General features: G+C 67.0%; 19 protein-coding genes. 9 read left to right on the plus strand and 10 right to left on the minus strand.

Going from position 1 to position 20,604, the window contains the following annotated elements:
- The first annotated feature begins 34 nt into the window (after nt 1–34).
- From PT015_RS23100 to PT015_RS23120, 5 genes are all read left to right on the plus strand, one after another.
- Nucleotides 35–709, plus strand: a complete 675-nt coding sequence (locus PT015_RS23100) for a hypothetical protein (RefSeq protein ID WP_285187533.1) — start codon at nt 35–37, stop codon at nt 707–709.
- Nucleotides 706–2,289, plus strand: a complete 1,584-nt coding sequence (locus PT015_RS23105) for a DNA polymerase Y family protein (protein ID WP_285191248.1) — start codon at nt 706–708, stop codon at nt 2,287–2,289. The genes PT015_RS23100 and PT015_RS23105 overlap by 4 nt, the downstream gene beginning before the upstream one ends.
- Nucleotides 2,290–2,364: 75 nt before the next feature.
- Nucleotides 2,365–3,051: a hypothetical protein gene (locus tag PT015_RS23110; protein WP_285187535.1), complete on the plus strand. Its 687-nt coding sequence runs from the start codon at nt 2,365–2,367 to the stop codon at nt 3,049–3,051.
- Complete coding sequence (locus tag PT015_RS23115) at nt 3,048–3,626, plus strand: hypothetical protein (protein ID WP_285187536.1); 579 nt, start codon at nt 3,048–3,050, stop codon at nt 3,624–3,626. The genes PT015_RS23110 and PT015_RS23115 overlap by 4 nt, the downstream gene beginning before the upstream one ends.
- Nucleotides 3,623–4,219, plus strand: coding sequence for a hypothetical protein (locus tag PT015_RS23120; RefSeq protein ID WP_285187538.1), 597 nt, complete (start codon nt 3,623–3,625; stop codon nt 4,217–4,219). The genes PT015_RS23115 and PT015_RS23120 overlap by 4 nt, the downstream gene beginning before the upstream one ends.
- Here the strand turns inward: PT015_RS23120 and PT015_RS23125 are convergent.
- The 8 genes from PT015_RS23125 to PT015_RS23160 form a co-directional block, all read right to left on the minus strand.
- The gene (locus tag PT015_RS23125; protein WP_285187540.1) at nt 4,190–5,521 is read right to left on the minus strand and encodes a hypothetical protein; all 1,332 of its coding nucleotides are present in this window, start codon (nt 5,519–5,521) and stop codon (nt 4,190–4,192) included. The two genes, PT015_RS23120 and PT015_RS23125, sit on opposite strands and share 30 nt — an antisense overlap.
- Before the next feature lie 57 nt (nt 5,522–5,578).
- Nucleotides 5,579–6,634: a nucleoside hydrolase gene (locus PT015_RS23130; RefSeq protein WP_285187541.1), complete on the minus strand. Its 1,056-nt coding sequence runs from the start codon at nt 6,632–6,634 to the stop codon at nt 5,579–5,581.
- A gap of 17 nt (nt 6,635–6,651) precedes the next feature.
- Complete coding sequence (locus PT015_RS23135) at nt 6,652–8,604, minus strand: SpoIIE family protein phosphatase (RefSeq protein ID WP_285187544.1); 1,953 nt, start codon at nt 8,602–8,604, stop codon at nt 6,652–6,654.
- Between the two features lie 40 nt (nt 8,605–8,644).
- Nucleotides 8,645–10,666, minus strand: a complete 2,022-nt coding sequence (locus PT015_RS23140) for an SDR family oxidoreductase (protein ID WP_285187546.1) — start codon at nt 10,664–10,666, stop codon at nt 8,645–8,647.
- A gap of 32 nt (nt 10,667–10,698) precedes the next feature.
- Nucleotides 10,699–13,593, minus strand: a complete 2,895-nt coding sequence (locus tag PT015_RS23145; RefSeq protein WP_285187547.1) for an MMPL/RND family transporter — start codon at nt 13,591–13,593, stop codon at nt 10,699–10,701.
- The gene (locus tag PT015_RS23150; RefSeq protein WP_285187548.1) at nt 13,590–14,036 is read right to left on the minus strand and encodes an MmpS family transport accessory protein; all 447 of its coding nucleotides are present in this window, start codon (nt 14,034–14,036) and stop codon (nt 13,590–13,592) included. Before PT015_RS23150 ends, PT015_RS23145 begins: the two co-directional genes overlap by 4 nt.
- Nucleotides 14,033–14,632: a TetR/AcrR family transcriptional regulator gene (locus PT015_RS23155; protein WP_285187550.1), complete on the minus strand. Its 600-nt coding sequence runs from the start codon at nt 14,630–14,632 to the stop codon at nt 14,033–14,035. The genes PT015_RS23150 and PT015_RS23155 overlap by 4 nt, the downstream gene beginning before the upstream one ends.
- Nucleotides 14,633–14,699: 67 nt before the next feature.
- Entirely contained in the window at nt 14,700–15,404 is a 705-nt protein-coding gene (locus PT015_RS23160; protein WP_285185389.1) for a histidine phosphatase family protein, read from the minus strand.
- Between the two features lie 135 nt (nt 15,405–15,539).
- Between PT015_RS23160 and PT015_RS23165 the strand changes: the two genes are divergently transcribed.
- Genes PT015_RS23165 through PT015_RS23180 form a run of 4 tightly spaced genes read left to right on the plus strand, consistent with a single transcriptional unit; the run spans nt 15,540 to nt 17,939 of the window.
- Nucleotides 15,540–16,412, plus strand: coding sequence for a MaoC/PaaZ C-terminal domain-containing protein (locus PT015_RS23165; protein WP_285187551.1), 873 nt, complete (start codon nt 15,540–15,542; stop codon nt 16,410–16,412).
- 28 nt (nt 16,413–16,440) lie between these two features.
- Nucleotides 16,441–16,683, plus strand: a complete 243-nt coding sequence (locus PT015_RS23170) for a hypothetical protein (protein ID WP_285187552.1) — start codon at nt 16,441–16,443, stop codon at nt 16,681–16,683.
- Between the two features lie 55 nt (nt 16,684–16,738).
- The gene (locus PT015_RS23175; protein WP_285187554.1) at nt 16,739–17,536 is read left to right on the plus strand and encodes a helix-turn-helix domain-containing protein; all 798 of its coding nucleotides are present in this window, start codon (nt 16,739–16,741) and stop codon (nt 17,534–17,536) included.
- 4 nt (nt 17,537–17,540) lie between these two features.
- Nucleotides 17,541–17,939, plus strand: a complete 399-nt coding sequence (locus PT015_RS23180; RefSeq protein ID WP_285187556.1) for a PaaI family thioesterase — start codon at nt 17,541–17,543, stop codon at nt 17,937–17,939.
- Here the strand turns inward: PT015_RS23180 and otsB are convergent.
- A complete protein-coding gene (gene otsB / locus PT015_RS23185; protein ID WP_285187558.1) occupies nt 17,918–18,976 on the minus strand; it encodes a trehalose-phosphatase in 1,059 nt (352 codons plus the stop codon). The two genes, PT015_RS23180 and otsB, sit on opposite strands and share 22 nt — an antisense overlap.
- Nucleotides 18,977–19,032: 56 nt before the next feature.
- Nucleotides 19,033–20,430 (minus strand): WS/DGAT/MGAT family O-acyltransferase, encoded by a 1,398-nt coding sequence (locus PT015_RS23190; protein ID WP_285187560.1) that lies wholly within the window; start codon nt 20,428–20,430, stop codon nt 19,033–19,035.
- Nucleotides 20,431–20,604 lie beyond the last annotated feature (174 nt).

Raw genomic sequence — 20,604 nt, forward strand, 5'->3', positions numbered from 1 at the left:
ATCATTAGTCACACCCGTACCGCAGGAGTAGTCGATGACGGCGATGCTCGCTTCCGAACAGCCGCATCTCGACCGCGCTGAACAGCTAAAACAGCTGCGTCGGCAGATGGCTGCGGTTTCCGGGAAGGTCGGCGCTGCCCGGCGCGGCCCCGTCCACGTCGCCGACCTGCTGCCGGATTCGGAAGCCAGACTCCCGGTTCCGCCGTTGCTGTCGGAGCTGTTGCCTCATGCGTTGCCACGAGGAACGGTCGCGGTGCTGTCGGGTGCCCGTTCGCTGCCGCTGAGCATGGTCGCCGCGGTGACGGCCGCCGGTGGAAACGCGGCCATCGTCGGGCAACCGGACACCGGTCTGCTGGCCGCGGTGGAGATGGGGGCCGATCTGAGCCGGGTCGCGGTGATCCCGGATCCCGGCACCGACCCCGTCGAGGTGGCGGCGGTGCTGATGGACGGGATGGACCTGATCGTGCTGGCGCTGAAAGGGCGCACGGTGCCGATGACCCGGGCCCGGGCCGTGGTGGCGCGGGCCCAACAGAAAGGCTGCACGCTGCTGGTCACCGACGGCGACTGGCAGGGCGCGTCGATGCGGTTGAAGGCCCGGGTCAGCGGCTACGAAACCACCTCGGAGAGGCCGGGTTTCGGGCGGATCAGCAAGGTGCGGCTCGAGGTGTGCGCCGCGGGGCGGGCGACCAGGCGGGCCCGGGCGGGATGAGCGCGGCGTCCCGGGTATTGGCGATCTGGTGCATGGACTGGCCGGCGGTCGCGGCGGCGGCCGCGGCGGGACTGCCCGCCACGTCCCCGGTCGCCGTCGCGTTGGCCAACCGGGTGATCGCCTGCTCGTCGGCGGCTCGCGCGGTCGGCGTGCGGCGCGGGCTGCGGCGGCGCGAGGCGTCGGCCCGCTGTCCGCAACTGCATGTCGTCGCCGCCGACCCCGACCGCGACGCCCGCTACTTCGAGGGGGTCGTCGCGGCGGTCGACGACCTGGTGCCCCGCGCCGAGGTGCTGCGTCCCGGCCTGGTGGTGCTGCCGGTCCGCGGGGCGGCCCGGTTCTTCGGGCCCGAGCAACAGGTCGCCGAGCGGTTGACCGATGCGGTGGCGGCGGCGGGTGCCGAGTGTCAGGTCGGCATCGCCGATCAACTGCCGACCGCGGTCTTCGCCGCCCGCGCCGGTCGCGTCCTGACGCCGGGGGAGGACGCGCGGTTTCTGGCGGCGCTGTCGATCCGGCAGCTCGCCACCGAGCCCAGCCTGGCCGGACCGGGCCGGGACGACCTTGCGGACCTGTTGTGGCGGATGGGTATTCGCACGATCGGGCAGTTCGCCGCGCTGTCCCGCACGGACGTGGCCTCCCGGTTCGGCGCGGACGCGGTGAGCGCGCACCGGTTCGCCCGCGGCGAGCCGGAGCGTGCGCCGTCCGGTCGCGAGACGCCGGCCGAGCTAGATGCGGTGCTGCCGTGCGATCCGCCGATCGACCGGGTCGACGCCGCCGCGTTCGCAGGACGCTCGCTGGCCAGTGCGTTGCACCAGACGTTGCTGGCCGCCGGGGTGGGCTGCACCCGGCTGGCCGTCCACGCGGTCACCGCCAATGGCGAAGAGCTGAGCCGGGTTTGGCGCTGTGCCGAGCCGTTGACCGAGGACGCCACCGCCGACCGGGTGCGCTGGCAGCTGGACGGCTGGTTGAACACCCGTGTCGTCGTCGATCGGCCCACCGCGCCGGTGGTCCAGTTGCGGCTGCAGGCGGTGGAGGTGGTGTCGGCCGGGGCGCTGCAGCTACCACTGTGGGGCGGTCTCGGCGAAGAGGACCGGATGCGGGCCCGTCGCGCGCTGGTCCGGGTGCAGGGTCTGCTCGGCCAGGAGGCGGTCCAGGTGCCGATGCTGTCGGGTGGTCGCGGGCCGGCCGAACGCATCACGCTGACACCGCTGGGTGACGAGCCGGTGCCACGTGCCGACCCGGATCGCCCCTGGCCCGGTCAGCTGCCGGAGCCGTCGCCGACGGTGCTGCTCGACGATCCGGTGGAACTGTTTGATTCCCAGGGCAATTCGATTCGAGTGACCAGTCGCGGGCTGTTCTCCGCCGACCCGACACGACTGACCGCCCGCGGCCGCGACAACCGGCTGCACTGGTGGGCGGGCCCGTGGCCGGTCGACGAACGGTGGTGGGACCCGGACTCCGTAGGGGGCCGGACGGCTCGGGTGCAGGTGCTGCTGCAGGGTGAGCGGTCGTCCGATCCCGGCACCGCGCTGCTGCTCTGTTATCGGCAGAGGAGGTGGTACCTGGAGGGGATCTACGAGTGAAAATGCGTCTCGTGGGCCCGCCGTACGCAGGTACGATCAGCGTCAATCTATCGGCGGCCAAGAGGAAGACGCGTCGTGTCGGAGACCGAGGACGAACGGAATGCCGTCGTTGACGACGAGCAGCGGGTCGCTGCCGAGGGTGCACAGTCCTCTGTCTGGCAGCGACTTTCGCTCAAGCAACTGCGCTGGACGGCCCTTGCGCTCATTCTGGTCGCCACCGCGGCGTTCGGTGGCTTGAAGACGGCTCACCACAGCACGCTCATCTCCCTCGGCCAGTCGTACACCGCCGGAGCGCTCACGGTCACCCCGCGCTCGGTCTCACTGGTCGACCGCTGGACAGGGCTGCCCCGTCTCGCGCCGCAGTGTCGCTACCTCGTGCTCAAGGTGACGATCCAGAACACTGCGCACGAATCCGTTCCCTATCCGCTTACCGGACCGCTGGCGGGTCGGCCCAGCGACTGTGCCCCGCCACACCCGCGCGCAGACACCGAGGCCTTCGGGCTCACCGGTGTCGCCAATCAATTCGCGGCAACATTTCGCGGCAAGGAGACCATCACGGTCCCCACCATCAGCGCCGGGTTCACCTACGACTACTCGGTGCTGTGGGCGGTGTCGAAGGCCGACCTGGCGCATCGCCCGGTGATCTCGATCCGCTTCTACCGGATGTATTCGTTCATCTCCACGCTCGTCCTCAGCCGGCGCTGGGGCGGCGACTACGACCGCTTCGGGGAGTTGCGGATCTCGAATGTGGAGTCGGCATGACCGTACGGATGGCGCTGCCGCCAGCGGTTCGCGGAATTCTGGCCGCTGCGCTACTGGTCTGCGCGGGAGCGATGTGGTCACTGCTACCGACGAAGTTGCAGTCGTGGGCCCCAATAGACGTCCACGGGCAGCTTGGGCAACGAATTACCGGTCGCGATATCGCGGTCACCGTCGCCCGCACCTACCTCGCTCGCGCGGTAACCGCCAAGAGCCCAAACGGATTGAACGTTTTTTCGACGAAGGGTGTCTGGCTGGTCATGATGGTCAGCTACGAGCCATTGTTCACGCCCCAATCGCCGCACTTCGACCTCCGTGTCGGTGACAGCACCTATGACACCAACCTGTCGGGTTTTCACAGCATGGTGCAACCAGGTATGCCACTGAGCAGTCCTATGGCATTCGAACTGCCGACCACTCCCACGAGCGCCACGCTATTGGTCAGCAACGTGCGGGTGGAGAGCAGCATGGCGGAGATGGACACTGCGCCACTCGATTCTCGTGTTGCCGTAGACATGTCGTTGTCGGGCCTGGTTCCAGTCGCTTCGCTCAACCTGGACGAACTGGCCGATCGATGAACTCGTGGATTCGTCGCAACGGCAGGGCGATCGTGATCAGCGTGCTCGTCGTCGGCCTCATCGGAATTACCGTCACCCTGCCGGCCTGGCGGGAGAACATCGGCTACCGACTGCCCAAACACGTAGTGCCCTACGGTAGTTCAATCGTGATTGGCAACACTCGCTGGCAGTTGTCTCCGGTCACCGCGCCGAGCGTCCAAGAGTTGCGTAAGAAGAGGGGCTTCCTGCCCGACGATCCATACGACATCCCGCCGGACGGGCGACTGGCCACCTATCTGCTGCGCCGCACCAAAAACGGTAAGCCGGTGGGCGTTCCGGACGGCTACCCCGCCTGCACCGCCGCCGTCAACTCCGGCGATCGGCAGTGGACGAGGGCTTCGTTCTCGCTCGGGGTCACCGAGTGGGAGATCAACGGTGGTGTCTCCGCCATCTGCTCGCCGCGGCACACCGAGCCTTTGCTGGTGGCAATCATCGTTCCCAAGGACGTCACACTGACGTCCGTCGACGTTCAGTTTCTTCCCGAATCCTGGGACAACAAGAAGCAGATGTCGAAGGCGACGGACCTACTCGTGATCCGTTTCAACACTGGATAATTCGTCGTCGGGAGTGTGATCGCCGGCTGCTTCTTCGCGGGTCGCCTCGACGCGTACCCGGTCGACGCAGAACCAGTACGTGGCGGCGACCAGCGAGATGCGCAGCGGGTCGACCACCGCGCCGATCAACGCCCTGATCAGTTGATCGTAGGTCTGCCACCAGGGCCAGTCGTGCGGCCCGATGAGCAGCGCGACACCCCGCCACAGGTAGCCGTCGGTCACCTTCGCGTCCCAGTAGGCCCCGTTCGGCGCCAGGAGCACCAGCGCCGTATAGGCCAGCACGAAAAACGCGATGGGCAACGCTCCGCCGTGCAGGATCAGTCGCCAGGCATCCGCGATCGGCCCGAACCGGCCCAACTGTGATCGGGCGAACTCGCCCGCGCGCCGGCGGATCTCGGCCGGTACCCGTTGCCATCGAGGCTGTGCCGCGTGGCGGCCGCGTTCGATCGCCGAACTGACAACCGTCGCCGCGCGCTCTCCCAGCAGGACCCGGCGCGCGCTGGCCCACGTCGGCCGGAATGGCGTGCCGTAGATCGCGGCGCCGATGGCCAGCCATGCCAACGCCAGGGCCACCACCGAGATCATCGCTCCCAGGACGGTTCCCGCCGTGTTCCAGATGTGCGCGAGCCAGGCGACGTGTGCGAGCGCCGCATCGCGAACCGTGCCTAGCCACACCACGATTCGCCGTTCCCGGATCCATTGCGGCGAACCGAACAGCAGCACCGCCGACGCCTTGAGGGCGAAGTACAGCCACACCACTTCGAGGTAGGCGGCGACAATCATCGTCCAGCGGGGCAGCCGCTCGCGAAAACGAGTCATCAGTTGGCGCAGGACGAAAGCGATCAGGATCGCCAGCCACAGTTTGGGGCCGATTGCCGAGCCGTAGATCTCGTGGGCCGCCGCCGTCTTCCAGTCGTTGAGCAGTGCATGGGTCACGCTCGTGACGTAGACGTAGTAGTCCTCGACGAGCAGTTTCCACGCGGTGTAGATGACCAAGAACGGCAGAATGGCGGTCATCACCACGTCGAAGACGCCCTTGGCCTGCTCGCCGTCGGTTTCGACCCCCTGCAGCCCCGGTGCGGCGGACCGGATCACCAGGAACATGGCGAGATACATCAGAAGCCGGACCAACGGAGCCAGCGGCAGAACCAGGCTTCCCCAAAAGTCGCCGTGGCTGAAGGCGATCTGGATTGCCAGGTGGATCGCCCAGTACCTCAAGAACCAGCCGATGAGGTAGATGGCGACAAGCCATGGCCAGGTCTGCCACCACAGGCTGACCGTCCGCCGCAGGATTGTGAGCACCCGCACCTCCCAAGTGGCCTAACGATAGCGGCTGATCGCCTCCGACAAGGGCGGCTTTTAGTCCAGGCCGCCGGCGAACCGCCCCACCCGGTCGACGAACAGGTCGAAGAACCGCGCCGAGTCGGCCCGAACGGCGATCAGCGCGTTGGGTTTTCGGGCCCATTGGCCGGTCCAGTCGGTGACGGTCATGCCGCGCGTCAACGTTCCGGTCAGCTCGACGTCCACCGTGGCCGGCTGCAACTCGACGAGTCGGGGATCCAGCGCGACGGCGGCCGCAAGCGGATCGTGCAGATGCGCGAGGTAGCCGTGGCCCAGATCGTGGTACGACTCGAGGTAGAACCGCGTCGCGTCCTCGATCACCCGGATCAGCGGGTTCGATGCTGACGATCGTCTGCCGCGTTCGTCGTCGAGGCTCAGCGCGACCGTCGTGGAATTCGCCGCGGCCGCCAGCCGGGCAAGAATCTCGGGCGTGAGTTCGATCTGCCGGGTCACGTCGAGGCCGCACAGGATCGGAAGGCTGAGTGGCCCAATGCTTTCCGGGTCTTCTGGGGCTATCGTCGCCGACCACGCCGCGAACACTTCGGCCGCGGCCTCCGGGTCGAAGGCGATGTTCCATTCCGCGGCCGGAGTGGTGTTGCCGCGGTGGTCGTAGGCGCCGCCCATGATCACCAACTGGCGCAACAGCTTCGGCAGCGCCGGCTCCTGGCGCAGCGCCAGTGCCAGGTTGGTCAGCGGCCCGGTGGCCACCCCGATGAGCTCGCCGGGGGCCGCATGGGCGGCACGCACCCAGGCCGTCGCGGCGTCGTCGCCGGCCAGCCGCCGGGAACTCGGCGCCAGCTCGGCGTAGCCCAGACCTTGCGGACCGTGCACCGCGCTGTCGGCGCGGACGGATGCGTTCAGCGGTCGCTCGGACCCGCGTGAGACGGGCACCCCGCCGACGCGGCACAGGTCGAGCAGGCCGAGGTTGTTGTCGCATACCTGGTCCACCGGTACGTTGCCGGCGGTCGAGGCGATGCCCACCAGTTCGGCGTCCGGACTGGCCAGCAGGTAGATCAGCGCGATGGCGTCGTCGACACCGGTGTCGACGTCGGCGAAGACGGGTGCGGCGGCCACCGCGCAGACGTTACCCGCTACTGCCGGGTCGAATCGTTGGCGATCGTGTCGGTCGAAAGCGGCAGACCAACGAGCATCAGCACGTGATGGGCCGGGCTTCCCGGCGGTGCGACCAGACCGAGCTCGGTGCCGTTCTGGCGTGCGCGCTGCTGTGCCTCGGCCAGCACCCGTAGACCGGCCGAGCCCAGGTGCGTCACCGAGGCCATGTCGACGGTCAAAGGATGTGTGCCGGAACGGCTTTGGCGGGCGATCTGGGTGCCCAGCGTTGGGGCGGTCGCATTGTCGACGTCGCCCTTGACGATCAGGCGATCGCCGGTGACCTCGGTGGAGAACTCGGGCGCGCCGGACGGTTCGACGGCGGGCACGACGTTCGGGTCGATCACGATGCGCGCGGGCCGGTTCAGTCGGTGCGAAATCGACGCCGTGGTACCGGTTTCGCTGCCGACGATGCGACTGTCGGTGGCCAGGGCATCGGCCAGCATCAGACCGCGGCCCCGCATGCCCGGATCCGCCGACGGCGGCTTCCACTGCCCGCGGTCCGACACCGACGCGTGCAGCAGACCCTGGTCGTCGAGCGACGCCTCGACGTCGATGGACTCGGTGGTCGCCGAACGGTATCCGTGCTCGAACGAGTTCTCCACGAATTCGCACAAGATCTGGACGATGATCATCACGTCGACATCGTCGGCGCCGATGTCGGCCAGCCAGGCCCGCAGGGGTGCGCGTACTTCGCGCGCGGCCTGCACGCTGGCCTGAACGGTCAGCGCCAACGGGGCGGGCGGTGTACGACGCTGCGCCGCAAGCAAAGTCACGTCGTCGTTGTAGCCGGTGGTGCGCAGCATCAATTCCAGCGTCTGGGAGCACAGTCGCTCGACGGGTCGCGTCGATTCGATCGGGAACGCCGAGTCGCCGAATACGCGCACGGCGATGTCGGCGAACTCGGCGGTGCTGGCGGCCACCGGCCGGCCGGGTCGCTCGATGATGCCGTCGCTGTACAGCAGCACGGCGTCACCGACCTCCAGGTTCTGGCGGCGGGTGGAGAAACCCGTGCCGCTACCCAACGGGCCCGCACCGGTCGGCTCGAGGAATTGCGTTGTGCCACCGCTGATCAGCAGTGGGGGAGGGTGCCCCGCCGTGCAGTACTCGAAGGTCCCGTCGGTCGTGTCGAGGCGGCCGATGCACAGTGTCGCGGCCTTCGAACCCGGGATGAACGCGCTGAATTCGTCTACTGCCGTAAGGCTTTCGGCGATGTCCTGGCCGCGCAACAGGGCCATCCGGATCGCGGTGCGCAGCTGCGCCATCACCGCAGCGGCCTCGACCCCGTGGCCGACCACGTCGCCGACCACGAGGTACACGCTCCCGGATGCACCGGGCATCGCCTCGAACCAGTCACCGCCGGCGCCGGCGTCCTGGGTCGCGACCAGGTATTCGGCGGCGATGTCCACGCTAGGCAGCACCGGCAGCGCCGGTGAGAGTAGAGCGCGTTGGACCAGAATGCCGAGATCGCGCACCTGGGTGTAGCGCTCGGACAGTTCTGCCTCGCGGTCCTCGGCGGCCCGGCGCTCCTGGACCCGGGCGGTGGCATCGGACAACATCACTTGGGTGCCCTCGATGCTGCCGTCGCGGGCTATCCGGGGGCTGACCACGATGTCGCCGCAGATTTCCTGCATCGTTCCCGATCCGTCGAAGTCGAACTGGAAACGCCACTCGCGGCCGTGCTGGATTTCGCCGGTGCGATAGACCCGATTGAGGATCTCGATCAGGTTCTGGCTTTCGAATTCGGGAAACAGCTCGCGCGCCGGTACTCCCAGCCGCACCGCCGGAAAAGCGGTTCGGGTTGCCGCGTTGGCTGCGACGTAATGGTGCTCCGGACCTGCGAAGGCGACGATGAACACGGGAAGGCTGTCAAAAGCCCGCCGGACCAGATCGGCTTCGCCGACCGTGCTGTCCAGGTCCGGATCATCCCCCACGGTTCTCAGGGTAACCCGAGCGGAATCGCCAACGGTGCGATTACCAGTGCACTCCAGGAACCAGACGTACCAACCGCTTTACCGGACCGGGGACCCGCATGCTGGCCACCGCCGCGCGAACAGGCGGTTTCGGCCTGCGCGACGACTGCTGTTTCCCAACGCTTTCCGGGGTTTGCTGCGTCATCTCGCCACGCGCCGCGGCCGAATCCGGATAGCCGAGATAGACCTGGTGCAGGATGCGGCGCGACAACTTAGGGGTGAAGTAATGACCGGCCTCGGACAGCGTGCCCAGCGGGGTGTCGATCCGAAGCGGCTTGTCGATCAAGCCGCGGACGACCATCGCGGCCGCGTGCTCGGCGGTGATCGGCGGAACGGGATTGAGCCGCCGCGAGGGCTTGATCATCGGGGTGGCCACCAACGGCATGTGCACGTTGGTGAACGTGACGTGATCGGAGAGTGTCTCGGTCGCAACCACTTCGGAGAACGCGTCCAGTGCGGCCTTGGTCGGGAGGTAGGCGCTGTATTTCGGGCTGCGCGCCTGAACCCCCGCGCTGGACACGTTGACGACGTGCCCGAACCGGCGCTCCCGCCAGTGCGGCAGCAGCGCGAGCACCATGCGAACCGCGCCGAAGTAGTTGACCGCCATCACCCGTTCGTAGTCGTGCAGTCGATCGGTCTGGTTGACCACCGAACGGCGGATCGACCGGCCCGCGTTGTTGACCAGGTAGTCGACGTGACCGAAGCGGCCCAGGATGTCCTTGACGGTGTGCTCGACCGACCCGGTATCGGTGACGTCGCAGGTGAACGCGTACGCCTGCCCGCCGTTGGCGCGAATCTCGGCGACCAGGTCGTCGAGCGCGTCGCCGTTGCGGGCCAGCGCGAAGACGCATCCGCCACGCTCGGCGACCGCAATCGCGGATGCCCGGCCGATACCGCTGGACGCACCGGTGATGATCACGTGCCGGCCGACCAGGGGGCCGTCCGGGTCGTCGCGGCGGGCCCGATCGGGGTCGAGATGTTCGGCCCAGTACCGCCACAGCGCCGGTGCGTAGCTGCCGAACTCGGGGACCGCGATTCCGCTGCCGCGCAAGGCTTTCTGCGTGTGCTCGGAGAAGAAGGTAGGCGCCAGGTCGACGACGTCGAGCACCTCGCCCGGGATGCCCAGCTGGGTCGCGACCATGTTGCGCCACACCTTGGGCCGGCCCCGCACCTTGAGCACCGGCGCCGCAACCGACCGGGGCAGCGACCCGCGCAGCGGCGGCAGGCCGGCGGCTCCGGCCACGCCGCGGTAAATGCCGCGCAGCCCAATGGTTTTCGGAGATGTCAGATGGAAGGTCTGGCCGTCGCGGCCGTTGGCATGCAGCAGCTCGACCAGTGCGTCGACGACATAGTCGACCGGCACGATGTTGGTACGGCCGGTGTCGGGCAACATGATCGGCGTCAGCCGGGGGAGCACGGCCAGCTTGGCCAGCATGCCGAAGAAGTAGTACGGGCCGTCGACCTTGTCCATCTCACCGGTCCGCGAGTCGCCCACCACCACCGCGGGGCGGTAGATCCGGTAGCGCAGCCCCGATGTAGAGCGCACCAGCAGCTCGGCCTCGAACTTCGTCTGGTGATACGGCGTTGGCAGCTGTTGGCCGATGTCGAAGTCGTCCTCGGTGTACTCGCCGTGGAAGTCGCCGGCCACCGCGATCGACGACACGTGGTGCAGCGTCGCGTCGAGTCGGCGAGCGAGTTCGATGACGGCCTGGGTCCCCTCGACGTTGGCCGCGCGCTGCTCGGCCTCCCCGACGGTGATGTCGTAGATCGCCGCACAGTGCACGACGTGGTCGACGGAGCCCAGCTCGGCCAGGGCGTCGTCGGTCAGCCCAAGGTTCGGCTCGGTCAGCTCGCCGACCAGCGGCTTCGCCCGCTCACCCCAGGCTTTGGCCAGGCGTTCGAACCGGCCGAGCGAGGAGCGACGGACCAGGATCCACACTTCGGCGTCCGGGTGGGCGTCCAACAAACGGGCCACCACGCGGCGCCCAATAAACCCGGTACCGCCGGTAACGACATAACGCATGAAGGACAGGGTGCGCCTGGTAGCGCGGCGTGTCAACGCACTGTGACGTGTTCGTCGTCCGGGTCGTCCCACAGCAGCAGCTGGCGCACCGCCGGGCGCGATCCGTACGGCTGCAGCATCGAGCTGGCCGGGCGCGGGCGCACCCGCAGCGGCCACCAGAACCACCGGCCGAGCAGCGTGGCGATCGCCGGCGTCATGAACGACCGCACGATCAACGTGTCGAACAGCAGGCCGAGGCCGATGGTGGTACCGATCTGGCCGAGCGTCCGCAGGCCGCTGAAGATGAACCCGCACATGGTCACCGCGAAGACCAGCCCGGCGGCGGTCACCACCGAGCCGGATCCCGCCATCGCGCGGATGATCCCGGTCTTCAACCCCGCATGGATCTCCTCCTTGAACCGGGAGATCAACAGCAAGTTGTAGTCGGATCCCACCGCCAACAGCAGAATGACCGCCAAAGGTAATACGACCCAACATAATTCGATGCCGGCAAGGTATTGCCACACCAGTACTGACAGCCCGAACGAGGCGCCCAGCGACAGCGCCACGGTGCCCACGATCACGATGGCAGCGACGAGGCTGCGGGTGATCAGCATCATGATCAACAGGATCAGGCTCAGCGACGCGATCGCGACGATCAACATGTCGTAGTTCGCCATGTCCATGATGTCTTTGTAGGTCGACGCGGTGCCGCCGAGATAAAAGTTGGCGTTCGCCAGCGGAGTGCCCTTGGCGGCCTCGTGCGCGGCCAGTTTGATCGGTTCGACGCGCGCGATGGCCGGCGGCTCAGCGGGATCGCCCTCGTGGGTGATGATCAGCCGCGCCGCCTTGCCGTCCGGCGACAGGAACAGCTTGAGTCCGCGCTGGAAATCGGGGTTGGAGAAGACTTCCGGCGGCAGATAGAACAGGTCGTCGTTCTTCGACTTGTCGAACGCCTGCCCCAGCGCGGCCGGGTTGTCGTTCGCCAGTTCCGACTGCTTGTTGATGCCGAGGTTGGTGGCGTAGTTCTTCAGCGCCAGTTCGCGATTGACCTCTTGGCTGGCGATCTGCTGCGGGATGAGCCCGACCAGTTGCGGTTGGATCGCGTCGAGCTTGTCCAGGCTGGTCGTCAGGTCGCCGAACTTCTCGGTGAGCTCGTCGATGCTGTCGATCGACTCGAAGGTATTGCGCAGCGCGAAGCAGATCGGGATGTCGTAGCAGTGCTTCTCCCAGTAGAAGTAGCTGTGCAACGGCCGAAAGAAGTCGTCGAAGTTCGCGAGCTTGTCCCGGACCTCGTTGATGATCGCCAGCGTCTCGTGGAACTTCTGCGTCTCGTCGTGGGTAGCGGTGGCGAGTTGCTGCTGCAGCGTGTACTGCTGCTGCAGGATTCCGATGGTCTTGTCGAGTTCCTGTGACTGCGTGAGCAAGTCGCGCGCGCGGTCCGCCTGATACTTCAGGTTCTGCACCTGACCGACACTCTGCTGGCTGATCTGGAACGCGATCGAACTGTGGTCCAGCGGTGCGCCCAGCGGACGCGTAATCGACTGCACCTGAGCGATTCCGGGAATGTGGAAGATGCCTTTGGCGATCTTCTCCAGCACCAGCATGTCGGCCGGGTTGCGCAGGTCGTGGTCGGCCTCGACCATCAGCAGCTCGGGCTCTAACCGAGCGCGGGAGAAATGCCGCTCGGCGGCGGTGTACCCCACGTTGGCCGGCGCGTCCGACGGAATGTAGGGACGGATGTCGTAGCTGGTTTTGTAGCCGGGCAGGGCGAGCAGTCCAATGAGGGCAACTGCGATGGACACCACCAGAATTGGGCCCGGCCACCGGACGATCGCGGTCCCGATGCGGCGCCAGCCGCGAGTCTGTAGCGCGCGTTTGGGATCGAACAGCCCGAAGCGGCTGGCGATCACGAGGATGGCCGGACCCAGCGTCAGCGAAGCGACGAGCGCGATGACGATGCCGATCGCGGCGGGGATGCCCAGGCTCTGGAAGTAGGGCAGTCGGGTGAAGGCGAGGCAGGCCACCGCGCTGGCGACGGTCAGGCCCGAGCCCAGCACGACATGCGACGTGCCCTCGTACATTTTGTAGTACGCGTCTTCACGCTCGTCGCCGGCCGACCGGGCCTCCTGGTAGCGGCCGACGAAGAATATGGCGTAGTCGGTGCCGGCCGCGATCACCAGCAGCGTGAGCAGATTCGTCGCGTAGGTCGACAGCGGCAGAACTCCCGCGTTGCCCAAAAATGCGACAAACCCACGCGCGGCGGCCATTTCGATCAGCACGGTGGCAAGAACCAGTCCGGTGGTGGCGAACGACCGGTAGACGAAGAACAGCATCACCGCAATCACGGCAACGGTGAGCCCGGTGACTTTGTTGTTGCCCTTGTTGCCCGCGGTGAACTGGTCGGCGATCGCCGGCGCGGCGCCGGTCAGGTAGACCTTGACGCCGGGCGGCGCCTGCATGTGGTCGATGGTGTTGCGGATGGCGTCGACGGAATCGTTGGCCTTCGCGTCGCCCTGGGCCCCGGCGAGGAACAGCTGGACGTAGGCGGCCTTACCGTCGGTGCTCTGTGACCCGGCCGCGGTCAGGGTGTCACCCCAGAAGTCCTGGATGTGCTCGACGTGCGCGGTGTCGCGCTCCAGCTTGTGGACCATCTGGTCGTAGAACTTGTGCGCGTCCGGGCCGAGGGGCTTGTCGCCCTCGAGCACGATCATCGCCGAACTGTCGGAGTCGAACTCGTGGAACACCTTTCCGATGTGCTTGATCGACTGGTACGACGGCGCATCGGGGGAACTGATGCCGACGTTGTGCAGCCGCCCGACCTCTTCCAGTTGGGGGATGACGATGTTCGGGATCATCGCCGCCGCCACCCAGAACAGCAGGATCGGCAATGCAAGCCGGTGAATGAGATGCGGGACGCGGGGCCGCCGCGCGCTGTGGTCGCTCATCCGGACTTGTCCAGACAGAAGGTGTAGGCGCTCAATTCGTTGACGGTCCTCTCGTCCTTGACGACGCCGTTGACGGTGATTCGGCACCCGAGTGTGTTGCCGTTGCCCTGGGCGACGACGTTGGCGATCACCGCGGGGTCGGTGGTGGTGATGGTGTACGACCATGGCAGCGGGGCGTTGTCGATCCGTTGCGGAGCGGCGTGCACGTCCTGGTAGTTGATGGTCGCGGTGGCCCCGGGTGTGCCGAAGACCTCGTACACCACGTGCTTGGGGTTGAACGGGACGATCTCGTCGGAGGCGCTGGCGCCGTGTGCGGCGTTCTTGCCCGAGTCGAAGGCGCCGTGCAGTCGGTCGACTCCGAAAGCGGCGAGGACGATCACGACGACCGCGACGATGAGCATCCATCGTCGCCGGACGAATGCCGTCGGCGAAAAGCTTTTCACCGGTTCACCTTTCGGCTGAGGCTCGGGAGCAGAACCTCGTCGACGAGGGCCGCCACCGTTGCCTTGGTCGGCGGGTTGTTCGGCATGATGATCCGGAAGATCAGGTAGCCGGGCAGCAGATCCCAGAGTTCGTCGCTGATCGCCGCGGCGTCGATCTCGCCGCGCTTGACTGCGTCGTGCAACACCTCGTCGATCAGCGCCTTGCGTTGGTCGAGGAACTGATGCTGCAGCGCCTCGTTTAGGGCGGGGTGGCGCGAGGTCTCGACGAGCACCGCGCGGATGGTGCCGGCCTGGGCGGAGGCCTGCTCGCGGCACGCCTCCCCGAATGCGATGAGGTCGCCGCGCAGGCTGCCGGTGTGCGGATGCACCGCGACCTGCCGGACACCCTCGATAAAGGCGGCCAACACCAGTTCGGCCTTCGACGGCCAGCGCCGGTACACGGTGGCCTTGCTGGCCCGGGCCCGGGCGGCCACGGCGTCCAGGGTGAGACGGTCGTACCCGTGCTCCTGCAGTAGCTGCAGAGTCACGTCGAGCAACTCGGTTTCGCGCGGCGACCAGGGCGAAGCAGTCACGCCGTGCTGAACCGTCCCGGTCACAGCGGATAACCCTAGAGGGCAGGGGTAGTACTGTCCAGTACCGTACCGAACGGATGAATTCGCTACGTCAGTAGCTGAAGTCCTTGATCCCGTCCCACTCGACCAATGTCCAGCCCAGCACCGGGCTGCCGGTGATCACCACGCGGCCGAGGTTGGGCAGCGGATGGCTGGTCGCGAGGCTGTCCTTGGGGTTCTTCACGTTCATCAGCGTCCAGTACATGATCGACTCGGCGTGCGCGAACGCCACCGGCCTGCTGTTGCCGCTGTCGTAGATCTTCTGCACCGCCGCGCTGAACTGGTCGTTGAACTCAACACCGCTGATCGAGCCGGGGACCGCGTCCTTGACGTCGCCCTTCAACCACAGCGACGGGGCGATCAGGTAAGTGAGGTCGGCCCGCTTGGATGGGGAGTTGTTGTAGCGGCCCGCATCGATTTCCCGTAAGCCAGGCAGGATTTCGACGTGCTTGCCCAACGCGTGGGCCAGCGGTTCCGCCGTCTCCGAGGTGCGGACCATGTTGGACGCGTAGACGCCGTCGAAGTTGTTGCGCGACAGCTGATGCGCGAGTTGCTCGGCCTGCCCCTTGCCGTCCGCGGTGAGTCCCGGGCCGGGAACGTCGGTGTTGATGACGTGCTCGGCGTTGCTGGTCGACTCGGCGTGCCGGATGAACGTCAGCGTGATGCTGCGCACCTTCGGCGAACTCGAGCAGGCGGCGACGGTGATCACGGCGGCGAGGACGGCAGCCACCTTCCAGGCGACAGTGCGATTGCGCATGCGGACAGCCTGCCTTGCCGGGGCCCTCGGCGGGGCACGTTTGCCAGGGTTGGCTGAATAAATCACACCGGTGGGCGGGTGATGAAATGGCGTTGCCAAATCAATGAGACCCGGCCGACCGAAGAGGAGACCCGCATGGCGATCGACCCGAATGCCGTCGGCGCGACCACCGAGCCCCAGTTGTTCGAGTGGACCGACCGCGACACCCTGCTCTACGCGCTCGGGGTGGGGGCCGGTCTCGACGATCTCAAATTCACCACCGAGAACAGCCACGACATCGACCAGCAGGTGCTGCCGACGTACGCGGTGATCTGCTGCCCGGCATTCGGGGCGGCCGGCAAGGTCGGGTCGTTCAACTGGGCGATGCTGCTGCACGGTTCGCAGGGCATCCGGCTGCATGCGCCGCTGCCACCCGCGGGCAAACTTTCGGTGACCACCGAGGTGGCCGACATCCAGGACAAGGGGGAGGGCAAGAACGCGATCCTGATGCTGCGCGGTCGCGGCACCGATCCCGACACCGGCGCGCTGGTCGCCGAGACGCTGACCACGCTGGTGATCCGCGGCGAGGGCGGGTTCGGCGGACAGCCGGGCGAGCGTCCCGTCGCGCCGGAGGTGCCCGACCGCGAGCCCGACGCCCGGGTCGCGCTGCCCACCCGCAAGGACCAGCCGCTGATCTACCGGCTCTCCGGCGACCGCAATCCGCTGCACAGCGACCCGTGGTTCGCCAAGGAGCTGGCCGGCTTTCCCGAGCCGATCATGCACGGACTATGCACCTACGGGTTCTCCGGTCGCGCGCTGATCGCCGAGCTCGGCAAGGGCAACGCCGACGCGATCACCGCGATCGACGCCCGGTTCACCAAGCCCGTGTTTCCCGGCGAGACGCTGACGACGCTGATCTGGCGCACCGAGCCCGGCAGGGCGGTGTTCCGCACCGAAGCGGCCGGGCCCGACGGCAGCAATGCCCGACTGGTGCTCGAAGACGGCGCGGTGGAATACACCGAGGTTTAGCCCGGTCGTCCGCGTGGCAGTCCCGGGCATGGCATTCAAACTCACTTACAGCGACGGACAGTCGACCGATTACGACGACAGCACCAAGTGGGAAGTCGACAACGGGGTCGTCAAGCTGGGCCGCGACGAGGGCGACTGGACGGTTTTCATCTCGCCGAGTCACTGGGCGACGCTCGAACTCGACACCGGCAAGAGCGAGAAGTCGGACGACAAGAAGTCTGACGACAAAAAGCCTGATGACGACAAGTCTGACGACGACAAGGACAGCTGAGGCATTACCTGTCAGGTAATCGTGGCGCCGGTGCCGCGCGGCTAGCATCGGGGCGATGACGACCCTGACCCGCGGCTCGCGTGCGACGCCGGCAGTCGGTCAGCTGCTGCGGGAGTGGCGTGAGCGCCGCCGAATCAGCCAGCTGGACTTGTCGATTCAGGCCGAGATCTCGGCGCGGCACCTGAGCTTCGTGGAGACCGGACGTTCGCAGCCGACGTCGGGGATGATCTTGCGGCTCAGCGAACAACTCGATGTCCCGCTGCGGGAGCGCAATGCGCTGCTACTGGCCGGCGGGTACGCGCCTGCCTATCCCGAGCATGCGCTCGACGAGCCGGAGCTGACCCGGTTTCGCGCCGCTATGCGACAGATCCTCACCGGCCACGAGCCGTATCCGGCGCTGGTGATCAATCGATGGTGGGACATGCTCGACGGCAACGCCGCCATCGCGGTGCTCATCGAAAGCTGCGACCCCGCGCTGTTGACGCCGCCGATCAACGCCCTGCGGGTGTCGCTGCACCCGGACGGCATGGCGCCCCGTATCGTCAACCTGCCCGAGTGGCGGGCGCACGCGCTCGAGCGGGTGCATCGGCAGGTGCTCGCGACGCGCGATCCGCGACTGGCCGAACTGTTGGACGAGGTGTCGGCCTACCCGGGCGGCGAGGCCGAGCGTCCCGAACCGACCGACGTCGCGGTACCGCTTCGGTTGCGGCACAACGGAAAAGAGCTCGCCTTCTTCAGCATGATCGCTGTAGTCGGGGCGCCGTTGGACGTCACGGTCGCCGAGCTGGCGATCGAATCGTTCTATCCGGCCGACGCCGAGACCGCCGAGGTCTTGCACGCACTGAGGAAGTGAGCCGATGACCGACAGCGCAGCCACCGAGATGATTCACGGCCTGGTTCCACTGGCCGTCACGCTGGGCATCACCGCCGACGCCGCAAGCCCGGAAGAGGTTGTGCTGAGCCTGGATTGGGCGGAAGGTCTGACGACCGGCGGGGGTGTGCTGCACGGCGGCATCGTGATGGCCCTGGCCGACACGAGCGGTGCGGTGTGCGCGTTTCTCAACCTTCCCGAAGGTGCCGGTACCACGACGATCGAATCCAAGACGAACTTTCTCGGTGCGACCAGGTCGGGCACGGTCAAGGCGCACAGCCGCCCACTGCATGTCGGGCGGCGCGTCATCGTGGTGGAGACCGAGATTCGCGGTGAGAACGGCAAGTTGGCCGCCAAAACCATTCAGTCGCAAGCGGTTTTGTGATCGACCCGGTCCGCTAGCCGCGCGGTGAATTCGCGAGCTTTGTCGGGGCTTTCCAGCGCGTAGCGGGCGGCGGTGGCACGGTCGCCGTCGTCGTCGTGACGCACCAGGATCGCGACGCCGTCGTCGGCGACCGCGTCGAAGGCGTCCTCGTCGGTGATGTCGTCGCCGAGGTAGATCGGCAGTAGCGGGCCGCCGCCCTGGTTGTCGCGGATGTAGTCGAGCACCCAGCGCAACGTTTTTCCTTTGTCCCAGTCCACATCCGGGCGCAGCTCGATGACCTCGCGGCCCGTCGTCACCCGCAGCGACGTGCGCTGCCCGGCCTGTCGCACCGTCGCCAGCACCTCACCGACCCGGTCGCGCGCAGCGTTGCGGTAGTGCACCGCTACACCAAATTGCTTGTGCTCCACGGCAACTCCGGCAATGCCGCCGAGCTGATCGGCCAGCTCGCGGGCGGCTTCGGTCAACACCGGTATTGACGCGGCTGCTTCAGCATTCTGGTGATGCTGTCCGTCGGGTCCGGTCAGCTCGAAGCCGTGACTGCCCGCGTACCACAGGCCGGGCAGGCCCACCCGATCCCGCACGTCGGCCAGATCCCGACCGCTCAGAATCGCCACCGGGCACTGGTTGCATAGCGCTGTCAGTGCGTCGGCCGCGCCGTCGACCAACCGCGCGGCGGCGGGGTCGTTGACGATCTCGGACAGCGTCCCGTCGAAGTCGTAGAACACGGCGGGCTTGCGGGCGACGTCGAGAGCCTGCATACCGTCGGGCAATTCGGACATCCGGCGATCCCCGGTGCGGATGTCGACGTCAGCGACGTCGCCCCTGCCGATCACCAACGCGAAACCGGCGGCCCGGGCGGCTTCCGCCGAGTCTTCGGTGGACGCGACCACGGCGCTGCGGCCGATCCGCACCGATTGCGCGTCGTCAGATCGACCGACGCGAATGCCCGCGTCTGCAAGGCGTGCCGCGAACGTGGCATCGGGTTCGTCGTCGAACAACACGGTGTCGATGCGGCGTGGGTCGATGGTGACCGGCATGCCCCGCCTTCCCGGCCCGCGGTCGCGGCGCCGGAAGCCAGATTAGTCGGTGACCGTCAGACAGATTTGCGGTCGAACAGCAGGATCGAGTCCTGGCTGAGCATGTCCAGCCGCGACACGGCGATCTTGATGCCGTCGGCGAGCACCTCGATGTCGGATCCCGCGTCGTAGTCGGCGGTGATCCCGAACACCAGGTCGTCGGCATAGCTCATGATCGCGACGCCGGTGCGCAGTTGCAGCGCGATCGGCGGAATGGGCAGCAGCCGGCTGACCGTGCCGCCCATCATCTCCAGCCGGCGATGCGGTCCCGGGACGTTGGTGGCGAGGGTGACGATGCCGCGCTGCGGTAACCGGGTGAGCAGTCGAATCAGCCACGAGGAGAACATGAATGGCACGTATCCGGTCACCGAGACCGCCATGTTGCCGGCCTGCTTCTGCCCGCCCTGCTTGGTGCGGGTCATCCGGCTGTGCACCGCGCGCAGCTGCTGCAGCGGATCGTCTTCCTCGACCGGGAGGTAGGGCAGCATGATGGAGATCTTGTTGCCCGGCTGGTCCGCCGACTCGCCGCCGCGGACCGACACCGGCACCAGGGTCCGTAACGAGTCTGGCCGCGGCTGCTCGCCGCGATGCAGCAGGACGGATCGGTAGCCCTCGGTGATCGCCGCCAGCGCGACGTCATTGATGGTGACGTCGAACTTGTTGCAGATCTGCTCGACATCGGTCAGCGGGACGCGGACGGCGCGATATTTGCGCATCGCCGTCACGGGGCCCACCAGCGACGATCCGGCCGTCGGGCGCATCAGGCCGGCCGCGATCTCGGTCGCGCCGCCGACCGTCCGGGTCACCGTGTTGGTGAGTCCGGTGGCGGTCCGCCAGAGGTTGTTCAGCGGGTGGGAGCGCGCCGGGTTCTCCGGCACCGATGCCAGGTGTTTGGGGCGACGGCCGCCCCGCTTGGCGACGACTGGGCGGGCGAACACGTCGCCGTCCATCTCGTCGCAGAGCCGGGCGAGGATGCGGGTCGCCGAGATCCCGTCGGCCATGCAGTGGTGGACCTTCATCAAGATCGCCCACCGGTTGCCCTTGAGGCCCTCGATCACCCAGCATTCCCACAGTGGCCGATCGCGATCGAGGCGACGCTCGAGCACGTCGGCGACGACGCGGAACAATTCGTTGTCGTCGCCGGGGCGCGGTACGGCGATCCGGCGAACATGGCGGTCGATGTCGAATGCTGGATCTGCCACCCACTGTGGGGCGCCGAGATCGAAGGGTTGGGTACGCAGCATCTGCATGCAGCGGGGAATGGACTGAACACGTTCTGCCAGAACGGCTTTGAACTTCTCGTGATTGGGTAACTTACCGTCGACGATGGCGATGCCACCGATCGCCAGGCTGACATTGCGGTCTGAATCCTCGGCCATGAGGAAGCCGGCATCGAGCGTGTTGAGCTGCTCCACGAATCATCACCGCCGTTCGACTTTGGGATGCCTACGAGTATTGGCGGTGACCGGCGGTCAGAGGTGGCGGCCAGATTAATTCGTGTAAACAACTGGAGTCGGTTGTGTGGCAACGCAGTTGGACTCGCGTTCAAGAGGGTAGAGGCTGAGATTCTCTGAGATTCAAGCGAATTG

Origin of the sequence: Candidatus Mycobacterium wuenschmannii, from assembly GCF_030252325.1 — a bacterium.
Taxonomy (GTDB): Bacteria; Actinomycetota; Actinomycetes; order Mycobacteriales; family Mycobacteriaceae; genus Mycobacterium; species Mycobacterium wuenschmannii.